14 protein-coding genes are annotated in these 13,955 nt (G+C 68.6%); 9 read left to right on the top strand and 5 right to left on the bottom strand.

The annotated features are described in order from the left end of the window. Positions 1–59: 59 nt before the first annotated feature. Positions 60–716, top strand: coding sequence for a TetR/AcrR family transcriptional regulator (locus tag OG598_RS05375; RefSeq protein WP_328653312.1), 657 nt, complete (start codon positions 60–62; stop codon positions 714–716). 62 nt (positions 717–778) lie between these two features. On the opposite strand, the gene OG598_RS05370 is transcribed toward OG598_RS05375, so the two are convergent. Both OG598_RS05370 and OG598_RS05365 read right to left on the bottom strand, forming a co-directional pair. Then, positions 779–3,964 carry a penicillin acylase family protein gene (locus tag OG598_RS05370; protein WP_328653311.1) on the bottom strand — a complete coding sequence of 1,062 codons (3,186 nt, stop codon included), beginning with the start codon at positions 3,962–3,964 and terminating at the stop codon, positions 779–781. Between the two features lie 272 nt (positions 3,965–4,236). Then, on the bottom strand, positions 4,237–4,941 hold the full coding sequence (locus tag OG598_RS05365) for a hypothetical protein (RefSeq protein ID WP_328653310.1): 705 nt from the start codon (positions 4,939–4,941) through the stop codon (positions 4,237–4,239). Positions 4,942–5,398: 457 nt separating this feature from the next. On the opposite strand from OG598_RS05365, the gene OG598_RS05360 reads away from it, so the two are divergent. The 3 genes from OG598_RS05360 to OG598_RS05350 are packed head-to-tail and all read left to right on the top strand — an operon-like array spanning position 5,399 to position 7,526. Beyond that, positions 5,399–6,547 (top strand): amidase domain-containing protein, encoded by a 1,149-nt coding sequence (locus OG598_RS05360; RefSeq protein WP_328653309.1) that lies wholly within the window; start codon positions 5,399–5,401, stop codon positions 6,545–6,547. Beyond that, complete coding sequence (locus OG598_RS05355) at positions 6,544–6,963, top strand: hypothetical protein (protein WP_328653308.1); 420 nt, start codon at positions 6,544–6,546, stop codon at positions 6,961–6,963. Before OG598_RS05360 ends, OG598_RS05355 begins: the two co-directional genes overlap by 4 nt. A gap of 20 nt (positions 6,964–6,983) precedes the next feature. Next, the gene (locus tag OG598_RS05350) at positions 6,984–7,526 is read left to right on the top strand and encodes a hypothetical protein (protein ID WP_328653307.1); all 543 of its coding nucleotides are present in this window, start codon (positions 6,984–6,986) and stop codon (positions 7,524–7,526) included. Between the two features lie 167 nt (positions 7,527–7,693). Here OG598_RS05350 and OG598_RS05345 read toward each other — a convergent pair whose 3' ends face one another. Together OG598_RS05345 and OG598_RS05340 are read right to left on the bottom strand one after the other, a co-directional pair. Then, on the bottom strand, positions 7,694–8,185 hold the full coding sequence (locus OG598_RS05345) for a MarR family transcriptional regulator (protein WP_328653306.1): 492 nt from the start codon (positions 8,183–8,185) through the stop codon (positions 7,694–7,696). Between the two features lie 8 nt (positions 8,186–8,193). Continuing rightward, the gene (locus tag OG598_RS05340; protein WP_328653305.1) at positions 8,194–9,441 is read right to left on the bottom strand and encodes an FAD-dependent oxidoreductase; all 1,248 of its coding nucleotides are present in this window, start codon (positions 9,439–9,441) and stop codon (positions 8,194–8,196) included. A gap of 90 nt (positions 9,442–9,531) precedes the next feature. On the opposite strand from OG598_RS05340, the gene OG598_RS05335 reads away from it, so the two are divergent. The 3 genes from OG598_RS05335 (at position 9,532) to OG598_RS05325 (ending at position 12,256) form a co-directional block, all read left to right on the top strand. Next, positions 9,532–10,191 (top strand): MSMEG_1061 family FMN-dependent PPOX-type flavoprotein, encoded by a 660-nt coding sequence (locus OG598_RS05335; RefSeq protein ID WP_328653304.1) that lies wholly within the window; start codon positions 9,532–9,534, stop codon positions 10,189–10,191. A 212-nt stretch (positions 10,192–10,403) separates the two neighbouring features. Continuing rightward, on the top strand, positions 10,404–11,558 hold the full coding sequence (locus tag OG598_RS05330; protein ID WP_328653303.1) for a serpin family protein: 1,155 nt from the start codon (positions 10,404–10,406) through the stop codon (positions 11,556–11,558). Between the two features lie 182 nt (positions 11,559–11,740). Continuing rightward, positions 11,741–12,256 (top strand): hypothetical protein, encoded by a 516-nt coding sequence (locus tag OG598_RS05325; protein ID WP_328653302.1) that lies wholly within the window; start codon positions 11,741–11,743, stop codon positions 12,254–12,256. A gap of 68 nt (positions 12,257–12,324) precedes the next feature. Here the strand turns inward: OG598_RS05325 and OG598_RS05320 are convergent, their stop codons facing one another. Beyond that, positions 12,325–12,720, bottom strand: a complete 396-nt coding sequence (locus OG598_RS05320; RefSeq protein WP_328653301.1) for a VOC family protein — start codon at positions 12,718–12,720, stop codon at positions 12,325–12,327. 97 nt (positions 12,721–12,817) lie between these two features. Here OG598_RS05320 and OG598_RS05315 point away from each other — a divergent pair, with 97 nt between their 5' ends. Continuing rightward, positions 12,818–13,069 carry a DUF7003 family protein gene (locus tag OG598_RS05315; RefSeq protein ID WP_328653300.1) on the top strand — a complete coding sequence of 84 codons (252 nt, stop codon included), beginning with the start codon at positions 12,818–12,820 and terminating at the stop codon, positions 13,067–13,069. A 305-nt stretch (positions 13,070–13,374) separates the two neighbouring features. Beyond that, a complete protein-coding gene (locus tag OG598_RS05310; protein WP_328653299.1) occupies positions 13,375–13,857 on the top strand; it encodes a GNAT family N-acetyltransferase in 483 nt (160 codons plus the stop codon). The last annotated feature ends 98 nt before the right edge of the window (positions 13,858–13,955 follow it).

Genomic DNA, 13,955 nt, shown 5'->3' with positions numbered 1-13,955 from the left:
CATGGACTCCGGGGTCCTATTCTCTCTAGATCATCTGGCCCGCTGGATACACTTGGCAGATGAGCGACGAGCAGGTGGCTGCGCCGACGAATAGGCGGCGGATCAGTCAACGGGGCATCGCGACGCGAGAGCGGATCCTCGAGGCAGCGAACCGGCTGATGCTCGTGCGCGGAGTGAACGCGACGACCCTTGACGACGTCCGCGAGGCAAGCCAGACGAGCAAGTCTCAGCTCTACCACCACTTCGCCGACAAGCAGGAACTCGTGCGCGCCTTGGTCAAGTACCGAGGCGCGCTCGTGCTTCAGCGTGAACGCGCAGGGCTCGAACGACTCAGATCGTTCTCCGGGTTGGTCCGGTGGCGTAACGCGCTGATCCAGGCCAACTCGCTGAACAACGGCAAATACGGGTGTGGCCTCGGGTCGATGACCCTCGAGCTGTCCGATCAAGATGAGCAGGCTCGATCGTCGCTGTCGGAGACGTTCGCGGCATGGGAAAGACTGATCAGTGATGGTCTGCACCGGATGCGCGACAGCGGCCTCCTGCGCCAGGACGCCGACCCGGAGAAGTTGGCCACGGGATTGATGGCCGCGTTGCAGGGCGGCTACCTGTTGGCGAACGCCGCGCACGACGTCGCACCCATGGAAGTCGCTCTGGACATGGCACTGGAACACATCAGATCGTTCCTCGTGCAGCCGTCCGGAGAGCCGACCCGTTAATTGGCCCCCGCTGTGCACCGGAGGGGCTGGCGAGTGATTCCCGCCGACCCCTCCGGGCACTGTCACTTCCCGTACAGCTCGAATTCGTAGAGCGAGAACCCGTACGAGGTGGCCCGCTGGACCCCGTACACCCGCACGTAACGGGCGGTGACCGGGGCGAAGGTGGCGTTGTCGACGCCGCCGTTGCCGGCGGTGGTGGCGAACACCGGCGTCCAGGAGTTGCCGTCGCCGGAGACCTCGATCCGGTACGAGGTGGCGTGAGCGGACTCCCACCGCAGCACCGCCCGGCTGACGCTGCGGGCCGCGCCGAGGTCGACCCGGAGCCACTGGTTGTCGTTGTAGCTGCTGGCCCACCGGCTGCCGAGGCTGCCGTCGACCGCCTTGGCCGGCGTGTGGCCGGTCAGGAACTGAGTGCTCGACGCGGTGGCCGGGCGGCCCTGCGCCAGGTTGGTGACGTCGTCGCCCCGGCGCGCCGGGAACGAGACGACCTGCTGGTAGGTGGGGCGGTTCTGCCAGGCGATCACCGGGTGGGTGATGCCGCCGAGCCCGGACTGGGCGATCGAGTCGGCGCACCACTGGTCGCCGGCACCGCAGGACTTGTCACCCGGGTAGACAGTGGTGGCCGGCACCACGGCGGCCTGGCCGAGCGCGTCGAGCAGTGCCTGCCGGCATGCGCCGAGGTTGCCGTTGCCGCAGTACGCGCGGCCCAGCCCACCGGCCACCGGGTCGCCGAGCACGGCGCGCAGGTCCTTGTCGACGTAGCCCCACCAGCCGTGCTGGAACGACGAGCCCTTGTGCGCCTGGCCCTGCAACGCCCAGCTCGCGGCACCGTCGCGTCCCCCGTTCTGGCCGCCCGACGGCGCCTCGTTAACCTCGATGGTGTCGACCAGCGCGGCGTAGACATCCGGCCCCAGGCCGGGGCGGAACTGCGCCGAGGCCAGCAGCGGCCACCAGGCGTCGAAGATCCGGATGGCGTCGGCGTGCTGGTAGACCTTCGAGCCGGGAGACGTCTCCACCCGGCGGGCCCCGGCCTGCTGCCAGGCGCGCAGCTTGCCCACCGCGTCGGCCAGCGCCGGATCGGTGACGGGTGTGCTGTCCAGCACCCGCAGCAGGTCCCCGAGGACCTGCTGGCCGCGCAGGTCGGTCACCGCCGCGTCCGCCATGATCTTCACGACGTCGGCGCGGCCGAGCTTGCGCTGGGCGATCGCCGCGCGCACCGGGCCGTCGAGCAACTGCGCCCGGTGTACCGAGCCGAAGCTGAAGTTGCCGTCCGCCGCCCCGAAGTCCCGCGCCTGCTTGTTGTTCCAGCTGACGTAGTAGTCCTGGTCGACCGACTGCGGATGCGCCGACGCCGGGGTGTAGGTGGCGTCGTTGGTGTCCGGGTTCCAGCCGGCCCACTCGTACGCCGGTTCGGCCCTGGTGGGCAGGTTCGGGTCGGCGGTGGCCGGACGGACCGGGTTCGAGCCTGAGTTGTAGTACGCCGCCTCGGTCGAGTTGACGTAGAACCAGTTGAACGCGTACCCGACATCGGCCGCGGACGCCTGGAAGGCCGCCGCGCTGCCCATCGCCGACGGGTCGTTGAAGGCCTGGAAGCCGATCGCCGAGTCAGCCTCGTGCCGGTAGGTCGAGCGCAGTTTGGTGAACGCCGTCGGCTGCCCGTTCACCAGGCCCCGGTGGGCCACCAGCCCGTACCTGGTGCGCAGCGCGCGCAGTGTGTACGAGCCGGCCGGGGTGGAGTCGGCAAGCGTCGGGGACCAGGAGTTGCGCTGCTCCAGCGCCTCCATGGCGAGGCACTGCCCGTGGTAGAGGTAGCGGTTGGTGCGCAGCGTCGGGGCGCTGCCGTCGGTGGTGCACAGCGGCACCGCGTACGTGTCGGTGAGGTCCTGGGAGGCGGAGGTCGCGCTCCACGCGTAGTCCTGGCCCCGGCCGAGCAGCACGTAGAGGTTGAGCCCGGCGAACGCGGCGCCGCGAGCACTGATGCCGGGCCCCTGCAACTCCTGGAGCATCAGCAACTGCGGCGCGAAGTAGCCGGTCTGCGGCCCGAACACGGCCACCGGGTTTCCGGTGGTGGTGTGCCGCCCGGAGACCACTACCGCGTTGGACATGCCGTGCGCGCGCAGGTTGGCCAGGCCGCCGAGCAGTTCCTTGGTGGCGGTGCTGGCGCCGGTGCGGGCGGCGGCCCCGCCGGTGGCGTCGTAGGCAAGGGGTTCCGCGACCACCGAGCCGGCGTCGGGGAGCACCGCGCTGGTCGCGCCCGGCGGCGTCGCCCCGTACGGGAAGCTCTGCCCGTCGTGCAGGGTGAGCACGGTCTCCGGGTCGTTCTGCGAGCGGAACGCCGCCCACACCCGGTCGCCCTCGGTCGCGCCGTACTTGGCGCGGGCGGCCACCCGGACCAGCGCAGACTGGATCTCGCTGCCGCCGCCCCCGCCGAAGAGTCCGCCGATCACGCCGGCGGTGGCGATCAGATCGGTCATGGTGAAGTGCTTCGGCTTGCCGGCGCCGGCGAGCACGTACTCACCCGGGTAGTTGTCCTCGGCGATCGACCTGTCGATGTAGGCGTTGATGCCGGCGATGTAGTCGACCACGTCGGTGTAGAGCTGCTGGCCCCGGGGGCCCTTGGTGCGCAGCGCGTCCACCTGGGCCTGGAGGTCCGCCTCGGTGTACGGCGAGTTGGCCCAGACGCTCTGCTCCAGCTCCCGGTTGCCGGGCGCGCCGCCGGCGAACGAGGTGACGTTGCCGCGGCCGACGTGCCGCAGCAGGTCCATCACCCAGAGCCGGTCCTGGGCCCCGGCGTAGCCGGCGCCGAACATGGTGCCGGCGCGGGTGGTGCCGGTGACGTGCGGGACGCCGGTGGCCTTGTCCCGCACGATGGTGACGTCCGCGCGCGGCGAGACCGTGCTCTCGACCTGCGCGGCCGGGACGCCGAACGAGGCGTCGTTGTAGAAGTGGGCGATCTGCTCGTCGGTCAGCCCGGCGTAGTTGTAGACCAGGTTCGCGTACTCGTCGAGCTGGTCGCTGGAGTGCGCCGGGCGGGTGCCGAGCGCCTGGTGCGCCAGGATGGCGACCAGCGTGGCGTTGCCGTTCTGCCCGGGGGGCAGGATGTCGGCGCACTGGCCGAGGCAGTAGTCGTTGGCAGCGAACGTCGTGGCGGCGAGCGCCGGTGACGGCGGGGTCACCGTCAGGACGCTCGCGGTCAGGACGGCGGCGGTGAACGCCGCGAGCCGATTACGGAGAACGGGACGGGGCATGGCGATCCTCCGGGGACGCGGAGTCGGGCCGTTCGGTCACGCCCGGCTTCCGGTGCCGACGTCTCGTCCTCCGCGCCCGGGCGTTCCGCCAGGAGGTGAGAGTGACTCATATCTATCCTCGGGCAATGATCGACGTAGGACCGCCACCCGGGATACCCGTCGTTCACCACGCGCCAATGCCGACGTTTCACCGCCTTTCGCCAGCGGCAACGGGTCGGGAGCCTGCGGCGGGTCGCGTGCAGGACCTTGACGGCATCAGAGCCGGTGGTGGGTCAGCGTGCGCGCCTGTTCCTGCCCAGGGATTCCGTACGGCTCATCGGCGCAGCCTGCACCGGCCGACCGCCGACCCGCTGTGACACCAGGTCAGGCTGGACGGGGTCGACCGATCCTCGGGACCAACGACTGTCGTACGAGCCGGGCGTCACCATGCCGCCTGCGGTGGCGGCCGCCACGATGGCCTCCTTCTTCCAGCCCTGCCCGCGCTTGTAAGTTGGGACATCGCCCCTGCCGACCCGCAACTTCGTGACGAGGTAGTCGACCTGCGCGTCGACCGCTCGCGGGGTGAGCGGCATGTCGAGGCGTGTCAGACGCCGGGCGACCTCGGACGACGTCGGTAGCGGGACGTTATGTCCGTACCGCAGGCGTGGCTCGCAGAGGGCGAGCAGCACGGCAAAGTAGACGGTGCTGGTCACCATCGGCCGCATGTCGGTGGTCCAATGCGGGCAGGCGAGAGACTCCCATGACCTGACCGGTCGTGGCCCGGAGACGGCGAATAAGGGCCCGCGGTCGGCGTCGGTCGCGATGTCAGCCAGCTCGAACTCGATGACGGCCCGGACCTGACCTGGCCGGACGACGACGAGGTCAGCGGGTGAACCCCGATCAGACACGATCAAGGTGCAGTTGTCGCTCAGGTTGCCGAGTCGCCAATGATCGTCATACGCCTCCACCCTCCCGACGACCGGAACCTTCGAATTCATGATCCGGATGTCGAAGGGACATTCTTCGCATAGACAGTGGCCGAAGACAGCAGCGTGGTTCGGCTCTAGTCCGATTCGACCGGTCTGTAGGTGAATCTGGACGTGTGTATCTCCCCCATGCATCTCAGTCAACCCCCCGTATGGCTCGGTTCACCGTAGGCGAATCGAGGCAGTAGTAACATCGTCCCTTCGTACGAACGAGCATTCGCTATGACGTGTTTGCGACACAGCTAGTGAGGGCCGGCCTGACGGAAGGCCACGTCGCTCATATCGACCAGAACCACTCGCCGAGAACGATCAACGCATTACCTTGGTGCATATCAGGGAAATATTCCTGACGCAACCCTGCGACGTCTCGGATTGCCCTTCGCTTGTTTGTCCGCGACCTTCTATCAAGAAGTTCGGCAGGCGAGTTGCGGCCTGCCGATCCGTCCAGCTATCGGGGGAGCGCGTGTCGATGAAACGTAGATCTGTATTGGGCGCCGGAGCGCTGGGAGCGGTCGGGCTGGTCCTGCCGGGCGCGGCAGCCGCGGTCGCGGCGCCGGCCGGGGCGGCAGCGGTGAGCGGGGAGATCGAAGCCGTTCTTCAGGCGTACTTTGGCGAACGCGCCTCCTGGGTGACGGCGGCGCCGGCGAAGAGCGCCGGGCGGACGGCGATCGGCGCGCTGCGACAGTCGGCCGAGGCGACCGCCGACCGGCTCGCCGGTGTCCGCGCCCGGCTCGATTCGCTGCACGGCGGATACCGGCGCGCCACCGCAGCTGTCCACGTCTCCGACCTGGTCGTAGAGGGCGGTCGAGCGACGGCGACGGTGACCGAGCAGACCGACCTGGTGTTCAACGTGCCGGGGAGCTCCGACCGCCAGACCTACTGGGCGGACCATCGGGTGGAACTGCACACGTCGGGTGGCCAGTGGTACGTCGCGGAGGCGGCCTACCAGTGGAGGAACGTCTTCTCCGTGCCGGTCACCCAGTTCGAGGACGAGCTCGATCTGGCGTTCCAGACGGAGAAGGCGAGGTATGCCGAAAAGGCTGCCCGGGGAGGCTCGCCCGCCGCAAACCGCCAACCTTCGTCGACCGCCGTCACGTCGACGTTGCCGCGCGAGCGCTCGTCGGACGCCGTCGCGCTGGCCTACAACTACACCGCGATGGTCAACTACGCCAGGAGTTGGGCGCAGGGCCGCAACCCTGCCTATCCCAGCTATTCCGACGACTGCACGAGCTTCATCTCGCAGTCCATGAAGGCGGGCGGTTGGGCGACGGTCGGTTCGTACCCGCTGAGCAGCCGGAGCAGCAATTCGAACTGGTGGAACGGATCGTATTCCAGCACCTCCAGCTACACCTGGGGAGGAGCCGAAAACTGGTACTGGTTCGCGCGGAATTCCGGCCGCGCCAGGAGCATCGGCGTCTATCAGATGCTGGGCGGCGATGTCCTCCAGTACGATTTCGACTTCGACAACAACATCAGTCATACGCAGATCTGCACCGGCACAAATTCCGCTGGCCCGCTCATGACGCAGCACGGGTCCGACTACCGAGACAAGCCGTTGAATGAAATTCTTTCCAATCCGACCAACGCCAACGCCTGGAAGTATGCTCATCGGACATGAGACGGAAAACGTGGATCATTGTGGGTGGCGTCGTCGCGGCATGCCTCGTGATCGGGACGGTTCTACTCCTTGGTCTCGCCGCTCCGGGTGGCGCAGCCTCGCCTGAGGCGGCCGTGGCTGACTACGTCACCGCACTCCACGACCGCAATCGCGAAAAGCTCGCCGACATCGCCGATCCTGATACTGACTCGTCCGCTGAAATCAGCCGGCGGATCACCGAACTCGGTGGCGGTCGTCTCGTCGTGTCGGACCGCCGGTTCGACACGACGGCGTCCGATGCCGAGGTTCGCGCGACCCTCTCAGGACAGTTGAACGGGTCGCCGTACTCCGACGTCATCTGGCTGCGTCGCATCGACGATGCCTGGTTCGTCGCACTGGGACCCCACCAGAACTCGACTCCGAAAGGCGCGTCATGAGAGGGATAAAGTGTGCACTCGTGGCCGGGACGATGGTCGCATGGCTGCTCGCAGTGCCCGGGCTGGCCCAGGCGGCCCCCGTTGACGAACCCGCGGCACCGGCCCTGACTGTGGAACAGACTCCGGTCACGGTCCGGACCGTGGTTTCCACACCAGAATCGATCACGGTTGAGGAGTTCCTGAAGCGCCGAGCCGCCTCGGCGCGGGCGCTTCCGATCGCGGACCCACTCGCCCTGGCCGCATCGAGCTGCAGCAGTTACAGCGTCACCCGGCTAGCCGAAAACGCGTTCGGCGGTGACCTCTACAAGCTCACGCTACGGGTCGACTGGTGCTACAACGGTTCCTCGGTCTGGGGAGCCAGCGGTGGCTGGAGCTACGCCACCGGTTACGGCTGGTCGTTTGACAAGTGGACCAACTCCCCCAATACCTACTATGTCGGCAACACCGAGGCGCACACGGTGGGTCAAGCGAAGTTCTGTATCAGTTGGTGCGCCGGCACCGGCCACCTCGGTCACGATGTCTACGGTAACCGGAGCGGAGGCACCGGCTACCGCAACATTTGAGTTCAGGCCCTGATCCCCCCGGGACACGAGTTCCGGGGGGACGGCCGTTTGCAGCCGCCGCCCGCTGCCAACGCCGAGCCGACCCCCTCGCACCAGGGTCGGTGTCGGACGCGATTGACGACAACCTGGACGAGGTCTCTTTGTCAGACAGCGGACCGGGAGCGCTGTCAGTCACGCGAGGCGGCTTCCGACAGACCACTGCGGAGGCTTTCCAACTCGGCGAGGTACATCGCCTGCATGCGGTCGTAGTGCCGGACCAGCAGCGTGACCTCCTCGACGCTGTAGCCCTCGATGAGTTGCTCCGCCCGCTCGGCGAACCGCTCGTACGGTCGCTCCAGCTCGGCCGTCCGCTCCGGCCGCAGGGCGACGATCAACCGCCGCCGGTCCGCCGGATCGCGCTCGGCCGTCACGTAGCCCGCCTGCTGGAGCCGGCGGAGCATGCTGGTCACCGCCCCGGTGGTGAGGTTGGTCCGCTCGGCGACCTGCCCCGCGCTGGCGGACCCGACGTCCGCCAGGTAGTCCAGGCACTCCAGGTCGCTCACTGTGAGACCCAGCCGCTCCGCGATGGCGTACCGGAACACCATGGACAGCCGCGACGTCTCCCGTCCGGCGCGCATGAGGTCGTCGATCGCTGACGCACGGGCCGGCTGGTGGGACATGCCCGCAATCATCCCTCCGGGACGGTGACCCGGTGCAACCGAGGTAGCACGCGGGTCAGCACCCAGTGGGGTGCGGCCGCTCCCCCGGTGAGGCGGCGCATCAGCCTGGCGGCGGTGTCGACGGCGCGGAAGGCGTAGGGCACCATCTCGTCCTGGTAGCTGGCGATCGCCTCCTCCACCGGCGTGCCGCTGGCCCGGGCCTCGACCAGCCTGTGGCCGAGCAGGGCAGCGTCGCGCAGCGCGGTGTTGCCGCCGTGAGCGCCGAACGGCGGCATGACGTGCACGGCGTCACCCATCATCGTCGCCCGGGGCACCGCCCACCGGCGCGGACGCCGGCCGGTGGCGAAGAGGTTGAGCACCGTCGCGTCCAACTCGGCCGTGCCGACCAGCCGCCGGATGACCGGGTGGAAGTCCATGCTCATCCCGGAGGCCAGTCTCCACAGCGCCAGCAGGTCGCCCCGGATGCCCATGGGCACCTCCTCCTGCCGAAGCAGCAGTCCCCACATGACGTAGTCCTCACCGGTGGGCGCATAACTGCCCGGGGCCAGGCGCGCGAACGCCTCCGGCGGGCTCTCGCCGAACCGCATGGAGGTGAAGAAGAAGGCGCGGCCCGGCCGGTCGGCGATGGCCAGGACCCCGCTGGTGCGCAGCGCGTCCGGAATGACACTTTCGCCGTTGCGCCGCAGGGGTGACCGGCCGTAGATGCCCGCCATCGGGGTGTTCGCCGGGTCCGCGTCCGGCATGATCTGCGCGCGCAGCGCCGAGCCGACGCCGTCCGCGCCCACGACGACGGTTGCCGCGGCGACCCCGCCGTCGGAGAACCGCAGCCGCGGCCGTGTCGGGTCGCCGCTGTCCACCGCGACGGCGTGCTTGCCGTAGTGGATGCGCCCGTTCAGCCCGGACTGAAGGATCGACCGCAGGGTCAGCCGGTCGACCTGGCGGGTCGCGTGCGGCTCGTCCTTGAAGGTGATGGCGAACGCGTCCCGCAGCCGGCTGTCGGTGAAGCGTAGGTGCCCACCGGGTTCGTCGCCGGTGGTCAGCGCCAGGTTGTACAGCGAGCGCGGCAGGCTCTCGCGCAGCGCCTCGATGCCGTACCGGTCGAGAATGATCCGGTAGCCCTGCCGCCGGACGAAGGGGCCCGGGTCCCGCTCGTAGACGTGCACGTCGATGCCGGCGCGCGTCAGGTACTGGGCGAGGCAGAGACCGGAGAGACCGGCGCCGGCGATCGCCACCGAGAAGTCCATCGATGTGTCCACGGGATTATCTTAATGACTAAGATGATTTGGGCAAGACCGCCAGCCGTGACGATGGCTGAACCGGCCAGGTTGGTCGATTAGTGTCGATGCATGACGCCAGTCCTTGCCGCCAGCGCCTTCGACTCGCTGCGCCTCGACGCCGTGCCCGACCAGGAGGCGCTGCGCCGGGCCTACGAACTCCCCAGCGACGCGGCCGTGCGGAAGCAGATGACCGAACTCACCGAGCAGACCCGGCGGTTGATCGGCTGTTCGTCGCTGGTCCTGGTCGCCACAGTGGACGCCACTGGCAACTGCGACGTCTCCCCGCGCGGCGGCCCGGCCGGCTTCGTCGCCGTCCTGGACGCACGAACGGTGGCAATACCGGACGCCACCGGCAACAAGCGTCTGGACAGCCTGCAGAACGTCGTCGCCACCGGGCGGGCCGGGCTGCTGTTCATCGTCCCAGGGCGTACCACGACGCTCAGGGTGAACGGCCGGGCCTGCGTCTCCACTCGCCCCGAGCTGCTGTCGCAGCTGACCGCCGTGGGCAAGCCACCGGCCAGTGCCCTGGTGCTGGGAATCGATGAGGTCTACCCGCACTGCCCCAAGGCGCTGCTGCGCAGCGGTGCCTGGAAGCCCGAGCAGTGGCTGCCGGCGGACGCCCAGCCGACCTCGGCCGAGGTGACGCTGGCCCAGCTACGAATGCCCGAGCTGACGATCGCCGACATCGAGAAGGCCGAGGCAGATTCGCTGAAGTACCGATACGAGTGACAGACATTGCTGAGTTTCGATGAGTTTGGGTCTGTGTCTGGTGGGTTTCCGTGGGACTGCTCTAACCTCAGGACATGGTCTCGCGTCGATCTCTTTTGCGGGCGGTCCCGCTTGCGGCCGCTGCCCTCACCGCCGCCCCAGGTGATCTCCGTTGGCCCGGCACGCCGTCCACCGCGACGAATGCGACCCGCGTACCAGCCGACCCGGCCACGATGCAGGCCGCCGCTACCGCCGTTAGCAGCTTCACGGCCGACCTCTACCGCACGGTGGCGGCGACCCGGGCAGGCGGCAATGTGGTGTGCGCGCCGTACTCGGTCGGGCTCGCTCTCGCGATGACCAGGGCGGGCGCCGGCTCGACCACGGCGGACGAGATGGACACGGTGCTCCACGCGCCGCATCCGCGCCCCCGCGCGCTGGACAGCGGGCTCAACACCGTCGAGCAGACGCTCGCCGGCCGGTACCAGGACGGCGACGGGGTCAAGCGGCCTCGGCTGACCACTGCCAACGCGCTGTGGACACGACTCGATCTGTGTCTGCGACCCCGGTTCCGGCACGTCCTGGCGGGCTACTACGGCGCCACGCCGCGACCTGTCGACTTCCGCGGCGCGCCGGAGGCGGCCCGTCAGGAGATCAACACCTGGGTGTCCGATCGGACCAACGCGAAGATCCCGGAGCTGTTGCAGTCCGACGCCGTGAGCCCCGCCACCAGCCTGATTCTGACCAACGCGATCTACCTCAAGGCGGCCTGGAAGTACCCGTTCACCCTGGCGGCCACGACGGTGGGACCGTTCACAAGGGATGACGGGACCGTTGTCGACGTCCCGATCATGCGCGGACCGTTCGACAGGATGGGCTACCTCGAGGGCGACGGTTGGCGCGCCGTCGACGTGCCGTACGCGGGCGACGGGCTCGCCATGGCCATCGTCATGCCCACCCGGGACGATCTCGCCGCGGTCGAGGCGAGCCTCGATGCGGCCTGGCTGGGCGCGTTGCTGACCGGGTTCCAGATCACCGATGTCGAACTGCGTCTGCCCCGGTGGACGTTCCGCCTGCCGGCCGAGCTGGGTGCCGCGCTGAGCAGCCTCGGCATGCCCACGGCGTTCACGTCACAGGCCGACTTCGCCGGCATGAGCACCGAACCGGTCCTGTGTATCGACGACGTGGTGCACGAGACGTTCATCGCCGTGGACGAGAAGGGCACCGAGGCCGCAGCCGCGTCGGCCGTCATCGTCCGACCGCCGTCGATCCCGCAAGGGCCGCAATTCTTCGTCAACCGGCCATTCCTGTACGTCATCCATGACCGGCTCACCGGGGTACCGCTGTTCCTCGGCCGGGTCCACGACCCGCTGGTCACCGGCCCAGCCTGACCGGACGGGACCAGGCGACAGCATCGGCCGATTCGGACCACGAGCCGGGTATGAGCGTGCCCGCTCGACGACAGCCGACGCCCCAGATTCGGAGTACGTCAGGATGCAGGTCCAGCGCTGCATGGCGGGGACGTCCACCTGAACGGCGGACGGTTGGGGTTCCGGGTGGGGAGACTGGACCAGTGGGTATTGCGTGGCGTGAGTCGCCGGAGAAACTGGCCGGGCTGCTACGCCGTCACGGCCTGGCTCCGGATCGGGTGGACAACGTCGACGCGGCGTGGAAGGCGTTCCGCGAGTTTCTTGCCCAGCCGGTCGACGGTCTGGAGCCAGGGCTCGACAGCGACGCCGACGGCTTCATCGTCGAGTGGGGCCGGTACAGCTGGCACGACCGCCTTCCCAGCCTGAGCTTCACCCGACAGTTCGCCGTCGACGTGCGGGGGACCTGGGCCCAGACCGACTGGTACCAACCGGAAATCTGGCAGGTGAGCCTGGACCTGGTCTTCCCGAACGCACCCGCGCTCGCCGATCTCGACCGGCTCAACGTCCAGGGCACCGGGTTCGACTTCAGTCCGCCGGGACCGGAGCGAGACCACGCGATCGGCGAAGCGGAGTGGAAGGTGCGGCACCACCCCACATTGCAGGCACTGTGGGCGAGCATCCCCACGCACAGCGCCCTCACGCTGGACCGCGCCGACTGAGCACCCGAACACCCCAGAGGCACCCGGACAACGGGCGCGGGTGGAACACAGCTGACAGGTGCGCGACGTCAAGTGGCCCCGAGCAAGTCCCACCGGTTGCCGGCGATGTCGAGGAAGACCGCGACCCGGCCATAGGGCTCGGTCCGCGGCTCCCGGACGAAGGTGACATCGGACTCGACCATCCGTCGATAAGCGGCGTCGAAGTCATCGACGCGGAAGAAGAAGCCGACTCGGCCGGCTACCTGGTCGCCGATTGCGGCGCGTTGGTGTTCCCCGTCGGCGCGAGCGAGCAGGATCCCGGTCTGGGCGCCCGGCGGCCGAACAACCACCCACCGCTTGACTCGACCATCGTTGGTCAGTGATGGGGAGTCCTCGATGAGGTCGAAACCGAGTACGTCGGTGAAGAACGCGATCGCGGGGTCGTACTCGTCGACAATCAGGGCAACTAAGTCGATCTGCACCACGGCAGCGTACCGGGGACCGGGTCCTGCTGGCCTACTCCCCGGTCCTGGGTCCGCACCGTTCCACCTTCGGATCGTCGGCTACTCCATCAACGCCCGCTTGAAGGCAGCCGGGCCTTGGCCGATCACGGTCGCCGCTGAGCGCGGCGAGGAACTGGTCGACGTGCTTCGCCGGCTCGTCCCGGACCACCGGGAGTTGCTGCTGGCCGACGAAGTCGAGCTACGGCGGCGCATCCCGGCCGACATTCCGGAGATCATTCGCCTGGATCAGTGGCCTGCCGGTCGCAACCACCCCACTCCCCGCCGGGTACGACCGATGGGCCGATCTGAGGGCCGTCGGGAGCACTGCTGATTCCGACGGCCTCTGGTGGCCCCGCCGCGACGGCCCATTGTGGCCCGACCGCGGGCGCATTCAGTTCCGTGCCAGGTCGCGCAATGTGAGGGCGGCTGCCCTCTGAGATCTCGTCCCCGCAGCCTTGGCGGACGCTCTGTGTCACGAATGCGGTTGCAGCCCCCCGTAAGATTCCGCTCATGAGTTGCTTCGCCGCTTGGCGTACCCGCCACTGAGGGTCGGCTCGCCGCCGTTCCGGCCGCCGGCTGGCCATCTGATGCCCGATGTGTTGGCTGTCAGAACCTCAGCTCGAGAGGCACACTCACATGCGTATCCGCTCGTTTCTTCAGCATGACCTGGCCCCGCTCACCGAACTGACCATCGAGACGTTCGGACCGTTCTACGAAGACTCCTTCCGCCCTCTCGTGGGCGAGGTCGTCTTCGCCAACCAGCACGGCAGGTGGCGCGACGACTACGTCAAGCAGGTTGCCGAACTCCACGATCCCGCCGAGCACCGGTACGTCGCGGTCGCCGAGATCAATGGCGCCATCGCCGGCTACGTGGCCTGGGTAGTAGAACCCGAGCACCGAAATGCCAGCGTCACCATCCTCGCCGTGTCCGCGGAGCACCGCCGGCTCGGCGCGGGCACCGTGCTGTGCGAGCATGCGTTCGCCGCGATGCGGGAACTCGGTGCCGAGGTCGTCACGATCGGCACGGGCGGGGACGGATTCCACGCGCCCGCCCGAGCCCTGTACGAAGCACTGGGCTGTACGCCGCTGCCGGTCGCCGTCTACTACCGGCAACTCTGATCAGATCCGGGGCGGGCTGCGGCGACGCAGCCCGCCCCGGTCACAGCGTCTTCCATTCGGACAGCGCCTGCCCAACACCGGCCAGCCCGCCCAGATCG

The organism is Micromonospora sp. NBC_00330 (genome assembly GCF_036136635.1).
GTDB lineage: Bacteria > Actinomycetota > Actinomycetes > Mycobacteriales > Micromonosporaceae > Micromonospora > Micromonospora salmantinae.
Note: the sequence above shows the minus strand (reverse complement) of the source record. Positions and strands in the feature narration are given on the sequence as shown.